At 61.7% G+C, this 8,109-nt stretch carries 7 protein-coding genes and 1 pseudogene; 3 read left to right on the plus strand and 5 right to left on the minus strand.

Annotation, left to right across the window (positions count from 1 at the left end):
- Together AC1D05_RS35460 and AC1D05_RS35465 are read right to left on the minus strand one after the other, a co-directional pair.
- Positions 1 to 179: pseudogene (locus AC1D05_RS35460) on the minus strand (IS110 family transposase); the annotation flags it as partial.
- A gap of 353 nt (positions 180 to 532) precedes the next feature.
- Positions 533 to 808 carry a hypothetical protein gene (locus AC1D05_RS35465; protein WP_477447606.1) on the minus strand — a complete coding sequence of 92 codons (276 nt, stop codon included), beginning with the start codon at positions 806 to 808 and terminating at the stop codon, positions 533 to 535.
- Positions 809 to 897: 89 nt separating this feature from the next.
- On the opposite strand from AC1D05_RS35465, the gene AC1D05_RS35470 reads away from it, so the two are divergent.
- Complete coding sequence (locus AC1D05_RS35470) at positions 898 to 2,571, plus strand: winged helix-turn-helix domain-containing tetratricopeptide repeat protein (protein ID WP_477447608.1); 1,674 nt, start codon at positions 898 to 900, stop codon at positions 2,569 to 2,571.
- A 392-nt stretch (positions 2,572 to 2,963) separates the two neighbouring features.
- Here AC1D05_RS35470 and AC1D05_RS35475 read toward each other — a convergent pair whose 3' ends face one another.
- From AC1D05_RS35475 to AC1D05_RS35485, 3 genes are all read right to left on the minus strand, one after another.
- Positions 2,964 to 4,154 (minus strand): IS91 family transposase, encoded by a 1,191-nt coding sequence (locus AC1D05_RS35475; protein WP_477447610.1) that lies wholly within the window; start codon positions 4,152 to 4,154, stop codon positions 2,964 to 2,966.
- A 4-nt stretch (positions 4,155 to 4,158) separates the two neighbouring features.
- A complete protein-coding gene (locus AC1D05_RS35480; RefSeq protein ID WP_477447611.1) occupies positions 4,159 to 5,064 on the minus strand; it encodes a tyrosine-type recombinase/integrase in 906 nt (301 codons plus the stop codon).
- Between the two features lie 266 nt (positions 5,065 to 5,330).
- Positions 5,331 to 6,419, minus strand: a complete 1,089-nt coding sequence (locus AC1D05_RS35485) for an alpha/beta hydrolase family protein (protein WP_477447613.1) — start codon at positions 6,417 to 6,419, stop codon at positions 5,331 to 5,333.
- A 458-nt stretch (positions 6,420 to 6,877) separates the two neighbouring features.
- On the opposite strand from AC1D05_RS35485, the gene AC1D05_RS35490 reads away from it, so the two are divergent.
- Both AC1D05_RS35490 and AC1D05_RS35495 read left to right on the plus strand, forming a co-directional pair.
- A complete protein-coding gene (locus AC1D05_RS35490; protein WP_477447615.1) occupies positions 6,878 to 7,303 on the plus strand; it encodes a hypothetical protein in 426 nt (141 codons plus the stop codon).
- A 520-nt stretch (positions 7,304 to 7,823) separates the two neighbouring features.
- On the plus strand, positions 7,824 to 8,109 hold a 286-nt coding region (locus tag AC1D05_RS35495; protein WP_477447617.1), incomplete at its 3' end, for a hypothetical protein.

Here is an 8,109-nt window from a genome sequence, read left to right on the forward strand (position 1 = left end):
TAATGCGACGAACTGCAGGCTTCGATTCCGACCAGGCAACGCGGCAGGCTCTCAAAGAACGGCAGCACGCGCCCACGCGTCAACTTCCTGCGAACTGCAACCTCACCAGCCGCATCCACGCCGTGGACTTGAAACACGGACTTCGCAATATCCAGACCGATTGTCGCAACGTTGCTCATCATAGCGCTCCTCCAGCTCTAATCCCGCGATCATACCGCAGGAAGGGAGGAGAGCCGTCCACCGCATCAATAGCTGACTGGCAGCTTCGGGCCTCGGATCTTCAATAGCGGACCTTCAAGTCGGTGCGAGTATCGCCGTGACGTGACCCGATTGCCGCTGCACTTCGGCAACGTCGCCGAAGGGTGGACAGCTGAAGTACCAGGAATTGTCATCGGTGGCAGGATTGCGAACAAAAACTGACATTCCATGATGCGCGTAAGCGAAGTTCCAAATTTCTGGAATCTTGCGGTTCTTCGATAGGGCGCCGCCTCAGCTCGTACCAAACATTCGCGCCACCCCGTGAAACGTCGGCTCAGGATGATGCGAGCGTCGCCTCAGTATGCGCACAATATACGAAAGAAATAAAAGCAGGCGGATCCGGCGGAAGGAATTCCTTCTGATGTTTCCATGCGAGACAGAGGGCGTATGTATCGAAGGGTTTCTGTTCGCGCCGTTCTTCAATACCGCCATTTGCAAATGTAAGAGAAATAATATGCGCGGTTGCATTCACAATATGGGAATCCGCTTTTGCAGCCGTCTGCGCTGTCAAAAGGAGAGCGAGAGCGATGATGAACCTGGTCCGTTTCATGTCAGCCTCCTGTCCAATCCAGTGCCGCCAGGATCGCTTGGAGGCGGCGGCCGAATGGGCTATGCTAGGAAGCGCGCCAAGAGGGTGAAATGTCCCGAACGGCCCCTGAAATTGACCTGAAATCTGCTGAAACGGTCACGTTCCGCGGTTTTGTTTTTTTTGCGAACGGCAACGAACTCCGAACCGTGGAAGGCAAAGCGGTCAATCTTCGCAGTCAGTCCGTCGAGGTGCTCTCCGTGCTCGCGGCGCGACCGGGCGAAATCGTGTCCAAGGATGCGATTATGCAGGCGGTTTGGCCCGACACCTTCGTGACCGAAGACAGCCTCACTCAATGCATTGCCGATATTCGCCGCGCATTGGCGGACGACGCGCACGTGATCGTGGAAACCCTCCCTCGGAGAGGCTACCGACTGAATGCCGATCCATCGGACGCGGCGGCCCCAAACGCCGCAGCCGGCACGGAACGTGCCAAGTCACGATTCTCGCAGCGCGGCTTCATTCTGGTTGCAGTCGTTCTCGTCGCGGCAGCGGTCGGCGCATACTACGGCGCGGAAATATGGCGAGCCGCTCCCGTTCGTTCGAGCGACATGCCCAGGATTGCGATCCTTCCCTTCGACGACATGAGTGCCGGTGCGGACAAGGGATATCTCAGCGATGCCGTTGCCGAGGGGATCATCACCGAGCTTGCGCGGAGCAAGACTTATGCCGTCATCGCCCGGAACTCGAGCTTCAGGTACCGCGGTAAGCCGGTTGACATCAGGCAGATTGGCGAAGAACTCGGCGTCGACTACCTGCTCGAAGGCAGCCAGCAGAAGGCCGGAGACCGGCTGAAAGTGTCCGCCCAGTTGCTGAATGCGCATGACGGATCGCATATCTGGGCCAACACCTACAACCGGGAGATCGGCGATCTTTTCGTCGTCCAGGAGGAGATCATCCGCACGCTTGCGGCTCGGGTCGGGCAAAGGATCGAGCGACCCTTGCCACAGAGCGACGCCGCCCGGGTTAGCGCGCTCAGTTATCTCCTGATGGGGTCTGCCGCGAACGAAAAGGATTTTTCTGCCGCAGGGAACGAACTGCTGCGGCAGTTCAGCCTCAAGGCGATTGAAGCGGATCCGAACTCCCAATTCGGCTATATCGGGCTGGCCTGGTCCTATCGCTTTGACTCGGTATTCTGGCACAAGCAGGAAAACAACCCCGACGAGGCGTTGAAGCGGGCCGCAGAGTACGCCGACAAGGCCATCCTGCTCGCTCCGGACGATGCCAACGCGCATCAAATCCGCGCCCAAATCCATAGTGAAGCCGGCGAGATCGGGCAGGCCATTGCGCAGTTCGATCAGGCGATCGCCCTGAACCCCAGCGCCTCGAACATCCTCGAGGGCAGTGCGGCCCCGCTGCTCTTTGCCGGCCGCACCGACGAAGCGATCGATCGGATCGAGCAGGCCAAAGGCATCGATCCCTTCTACCCCGACTGGTACAACTGGGACATGGGCTGGGCGCTCTATGAAAAGAACGATTGCGGGGCTGCGCTAACGGCGATGCGGAAAATGTCCCCAATCCCGATCGGCGCACACCGAATGCTGGCGGGGATCTACGCTTGTCTGGGAAACCAGCGGGAGGCAAAGGAAGCGCTTGCGGTTTTCCTCAAAGACTCGCCCGGCGACTCCATCAGCAAACAACGCAAGCAGTGGGAGAAGAATTGGACCGCCCCCGGACCTCTCGAGCGCTGGATCGGACACATGCGGATCGCGGGGTTGCCGGAGTGACGGCTGACCGTATGCGGCCCGGCGGACTTGCAGCATGGTCATCCGCGATGTCTGCTTCTGGGCAGAGACAAAATTGCCTCTATGGCCGACATGCTGAAGGGTTTCGGGTGCCGTCAGGCGTACGAAAGCCTCTCATGCAGGAACCCGCGGGCAGCAGGCGGTGAGCTATGGGGATTTGTGTCTCGGGGTGTGCCAACGTCTGTTGCGGACGTCCGCATGGGGCGCTGGTGGCTGGTCGAGCATGCGGCTTCTGGGCCAGGTCGGAGAGCTTCTTGCGGTGATGCCGACGGGCTTCACGTGCCTGACGACCGGCGCCATAGCGATGCGCGCATACCTTCCCATTGACCCGCGCCGGCGTGGCGCGGTCGTGCGAGGAAGCGGGCCATGCCGGGTCATGGAGCGCTCTCCCGGTTCGTCCGTGCGCCCGGCGGTCCGCGCGGCTGCCTGCACCGTTCGAACACCTCGATGACGATCATACGCCCGCCGCAGCACGGGCACGGCGGGCGGAAGTCGTCCGGTTCTGTCGGAGGATCGTTCGTGACGGCAGGCGCGGCCGCCAGCAGTTGGCGGGCGAGCGCGAGGCAGTCCTTGCGAGAGCCGCCTGCGAGCAGGCCATAGTGGCGGATGCGATGGAAGCCGCGCGGCAGGACATGGAGCAGGAACCGGCGGATGAACTCGTCTGTGGCGAGGGTCATGACGCGCTGGCGGTCGGCGCCGTCGCGGCGATAGTCCTTGTAGCGGAAGGTGACGCCAGCCTCTTCGAAGGCGATCAGACGGCGGTTCGAGATCGCGACCCGGTGGGTATAGCGTGACAGATAGGCGAGCACCGCCTCGGGACCGGCGAAGGGCGGCTTGGCGTAGACCACCCAGCGCTTCTTCCTGACGGGAGCGAGGTGGCGTAGGAAGGCCCGTCGCTCGGCGAGGGGCGCCATCGATCCGAAGAAGGCGAGCCGCCCAGCATCGTGCAGTGCGATCAGCCGGGTGAGGAACAGGCGGCGGAAGAGCTTGCCGAGCACCTTCACCGGAAGAAGGAAGGCCGGGCGCGAGGAGACCCAGCGCTTCCCGTCGAGCGCGATGCCGCCGCCCGGCACGATCATGTGGACATGGGGATGGTGCGTCATCGCCGAGCCCCACGTGTGGAGCACGGCGGTGGTGCCGATGCGCGCGCCGAGATGCTGGGGGTCCGCTGCTATCGTCAGCATCGTCTCCGATGCCGCGCGGAACAGCAGGTCGTAGACCAGCGCCTTGTTCTGGAAGGCGACGTCGGCGACTTCGGCCGGCAGCGTGAACACGACATGGAAGTAGCCGACCGGCAGCAGGTCGGCTTCGCGCTCGGCGAGCCATGTACGTGCGGCCGCGCCCTGGCACCTGGGACAGTGCCGATTGCGGCAGCTGTTGTAGGCGATGCGCCATTGGCCGCAGTCCTCGCAGGCCTCGACGTGACCGCCAAGGGCTGCGGTGCGGCAGTTCTCGATCGCTGACATCACCTTGAGCTGCTGCTGGCCCAGATGCGCTGCATGGGCGGCCCGGTAGGCGGGCCCAGCAGCACGGAAGATGTCGGCAACCTCCAGGTCCGCGCGCAACGGTTCAGCCGGGAGGCGACTTATCCTCCATCAGCGCCATCAGCCGGTCGAGCGGCCCTGCGACCGCGTGGATCGTCCGGGTCGAGACCTTGGTGTAGAGCGCTGTCGTTTCGAGCTTGCTGTGCCCGAGCAGCACCTGGATGACGCGGATGTCGACATCCTGCTCAAGCAGGTGGGTGGCGAAGCTGTGCCGCAGCGTATGCGGGCTGACGCGCTTGCGGATGCCGGCGACTTCGGCGGCCTCCTGAACTGCGCGATGGAGTTGCCGCGACGAGATCGGATCGGTGCAGCTGCGCCCCGGGAACAGCCAGCCATGCGGAAGCATCACCCCGCGACGCCGGCCTTCGCGCCACCACAGCCGCAGCAGTTCCAGCAGTTGCGGCGAGAGCATGGCGTTGCGATCCTTGCGTCCCTTGCCCTGCTCGACGCGGATCAGCATGCGTGTGGAGTCGATATCATCGACCTTGAGGTGCGCGACCTCCGATACGCGCAGGCCCGCGCCATAGGCGACACCGAGCGCGGCCTTGTACTTGATGCCAGGTGCTGCTTCGAGCAGTCGCGCCGCTTCCTCCACGCTCAGCACGTCCGGCAGCTTGCGCGGATGGCGCATGATCACCAGCACACGGGCCAGATCCCGCCGCTTCAGCGTCACCAGGAACAGGAACCGCAACGCCGAGACCGCGCCGTTGATGGTCGCAGGCCCGACGCCGTTCTCATGCTGATACAACTGGAAGCGACGGATGTCCTCGGGCGTCGCAGTATCGGGAGAGCGTCGGAGGAAGGCTGCGAAGCGCCGGACGTGACGAACGTAGTCCTGCTGGGTATGGGGGCCCAAGCCCCGCATGAGCATGTCTTGCTGCATGCGCTGGCGAAGTGGCGTGATCGGTGCAACGGTCGACAGAGTATCCATGGCAAGTTCCTCTCGTTGAAGGAACCCATGGTCAGATCGCAGCTTCTACCTGCTCAAGACCAATGCACTGTCGCGCCATCTCAGAACGAGGCGCCCCTCCCGCGAAGCGGGTTCGTGCATGCGGCGCAAAGCTGCCGTTCCTTCCGCGCGCGAAACTGCGCGCCATGATCGCGGCCCAAAGGGTCCGCTAAGCGCCACAAGCGGACCACGCGTCGCCGTTGGCCACACGAGCGCCCTCCACCTATCCAGCTATGAGTCCGGCCGGCTCAGTGGAGGGTCGTTTTATAGCGGAGGCCCGGAAACGACGCTTCGCCGGGTCGCAGGGCCGCCTGCCCGATGGAATCACCTTTTAGAATAGTGAGGAAGAATGCGGCGGTCAGCGTCTGTGCTTGATCGAACTGCGGACCGGGACCGGAACCGTAAGCGAACATCATGTGCCCACCCTTGTCGAATACGGCCAGCGCCTTGTCTCGACTTCCGATGCTATCATGCGCCCATAGGGCATTGAATTCCGGCTTCACCATCTCGTCGTCAGAAGTGACCAGTATGAGCGTCGGCACTTTGACAGCCGCAATGCCCGTGGTGCCAAATACCTGCAACTCGCCGCCCGGAGCTGCGAGAACGAGCGCCGCCACGCGGCTATCCCAAATGGGTGGCATCGGCCCCGCAAACGGGTCTGCAGCGCCGTAGAGTTTGGCGATCGTCGGCTCGAAACCGACAAATTGACATGCGTCGCCAAATTTCTCGGCCTTATTTGCAGCGCACCAGCTATCCAGTGCTTTAAAGTCGATCCGGGCGCCTCCCGCCTGGAGCGCAGTTGCTCCGCCCGACGAATGCCCCCAGACGCCGATGTGGGAGGTATCTATGAGTCCAGCGAGTTTGCCACCCGGGGCTGTGAGTGTATCGGCGTAGCCGATCACACGAACCACATTGGCAGAACGGTAGTAGAGCAACCGGCGAACGTCGAATCCGGTATCATAGCTCGAAGCGAAGACGACGAACCCGTAGGTCGCGAGAAACTGGCCCCAGCGGGTGTAGGCTATGCCCGGCATCGAGGATCCGGGGATCAGCACAAGCAGTGGATAGGGACCGGTCGTTGCCGGCGGTGCGTCCGGTGTCGTCTTCAGGATCGCACCTGCGGGATCTGGCGCAGGACCAGCAGCGGGATACCAGACCCATGTTTCCAGCGGGTGCTCACCAGTCACGTCGGGTATCGTGAACTTCTGAAGACCGACCGCGAAAGGACCGGGCTTGCTGAAATCGGTTGCGATCGCCGGTGTCACTGCGACCACGGGCAGGATGACAAGCCAAGGCAGCAGAAGAAAACCCAAGACAGCCTTGATCATCTTGATCATAACGTGCCTCTCCGCGCGGTGCCGGGTTGCCGCTACCGTTCACCCATGATGGCGAAACGTCAAGCCAGAGTACCGCCCACAGTCCATCTATTTGGTACGTTCAATCGTGTTGCTGCCCTGACTCTTCGCTTGAGCGGGACCAAGAGGAGTTGCAGCCCTAGGAATGTGCGGAACGGTCAAAAGTCGACAATTGGCTGGTGGGTCGCTCATGCTAACATCGTGGCTAATTAAACGGCGCGCCATGATCGCGGCCCAAAGGGTCCGCTAAGCGCCAAAAGCTGACCTTTTATTATGTCGTATCTTGACCCAATGAGACCTTCGGGGCGCCAACCGCAATGACATCTTCGGGTCTGAAATAGGCGCCAGTACCGGTCGGCATGGCCGCCGGCCAAGCGACGAATTTCGGCCCAGAGCGCTCTTTGTCGCTGGCATTTCCTAGAGATTGCCGCGGCTACGGCATGTCGATTCAGCTTTCAGTGGGAGCCGGGAAAGCGCTAACATCTACACGGCGCTGCGGTGATGCCGACTGTCGCTGCGACAGCGAGAGCGGCGCCGGTAACAAAGGAGCCGCAACCCGCACCGTGAATAGCAACGCCAGCCTGCCAAAACCGAAACACGCTAAGGCATCGAGTGGCCGAGCTGGAAACGAAGCGGAGGAGAAACCGGAGGTAGCGGCGATCGACGCTAGGATTAAGGTTGCCGAAGAAAGCCTGAAACCTAGCGCTGAACGCCTCAAGGAAACAGTTTCTCAGAATGTCGAAAAGCTCGTCCAGGCATCGCCCAGGAAACGGCGAAACTATCTCGATATTTTCGCAACGACGGTCCCCGACCCCGCCGAACTCGGCCTGGAGGGCGTCGAAGGAACGCGGAGGATCATCGGATGAAGCGGCTGGTCGTCTTTGGCATGCTCGTGGCGCTGTCGAACCTCTCAAATGCTGCCGACCTCAAGCCCTATTGGTTCGTGGACGAGTTCGGGCGCATCCAGCCGCTGTAACTCGCGAGCCTTCCCCCGCTCCGGTCGAACCCGTCCAACCGCGTCTCTGAAGAGACTCGTCCATTCGAGCACTGAACTTTCTGAATTGAATATTGGACTCAGCGCGGTTATTCAGATATTGCTAATATACGAGAAAAAGGCTGGGGAGCTACTCTACGGTAGTTTCGGAGAGGTGAATGTTTGAGTGGTTAACGCGCTCAGACTGCGTGGGCGCGTTGCCTTGGCGCGAACAGGGTGCCTTGGCACGTGCAAACTCCGACCACCGTGTGCGCCCGGCGACTGACTGTCATTGGGCAATGCGACGCTCAGTCTTAGAATATCCCCAACAAGTGGGATTTTGACGACGACTAAACTTCATCTGGCTTTTCGAGGGGTAGCTCAGAGAAGACGAAAGCGAGCAGGAGCGGGTCATGGCAAGCGTATCGTGGCTTTTCGGCGCGACKGGGRACTGGTCGACGGCGGCGAACTGGGTGACGGGGACGGTGCCGACCTCGTCGGACGACGCCTCGCTGAATAGCGTGCCCTCTGGCGCGGCGACGATCACCGGGGCGGCGGCGGCCAATTCGCTGGTCTTGAACAGCGCTTATCTCACTGACAGCGGGACGCTGACGCTCGGAACCGCTCTGACGCTGAACAGCTCGTATCTCTACTTGAATGGCGGCGTCGTCGTCGCCCCTTCCGGCATCTCCCTCCACA

The sequence above is a fragment of the Mesorhizobium sp. P2_E9 genome (assembly GCF_056403815.1).

Coding starts and splice junctions, on each gene's coding strand:
- AC1D05_RS35490 (WP_477447615.1), top strand. CDS start 6,878: ATGTCGATTCAGCTTTCAGTGGGAGCCGGGAAAGCGCTAACATCTACA.
- AC1D05_RS35465 (WP_477447606.1), bottom strand. CDS start 808: ATGAAACGGACCAGGTTCATCATCGCTCTCGCTCTCCTTTTGACAGCG.
- AC1D05_RS35485 (WP_477447613.1), bottom strand. CDS start 6,419: ATGATCAAGATGATCAAGGCTGTCTTGGGTTTTCTTCTGCTGCCTTGG.
- AC1D05_RS35480 (WP_477447611.1), bottom strand. CDS start 5,064: ATGGATACTCTGTCGACCGTTGCACCGATCACGCCACTTCGCCAGCGC.
- AC1D05_RS35470 (WP_477447608.1), top strand. CDS start 898: ATGTCCCGAACGGCCCCTGAAATTGACCTGAAATCTGCTGAAACGGTC.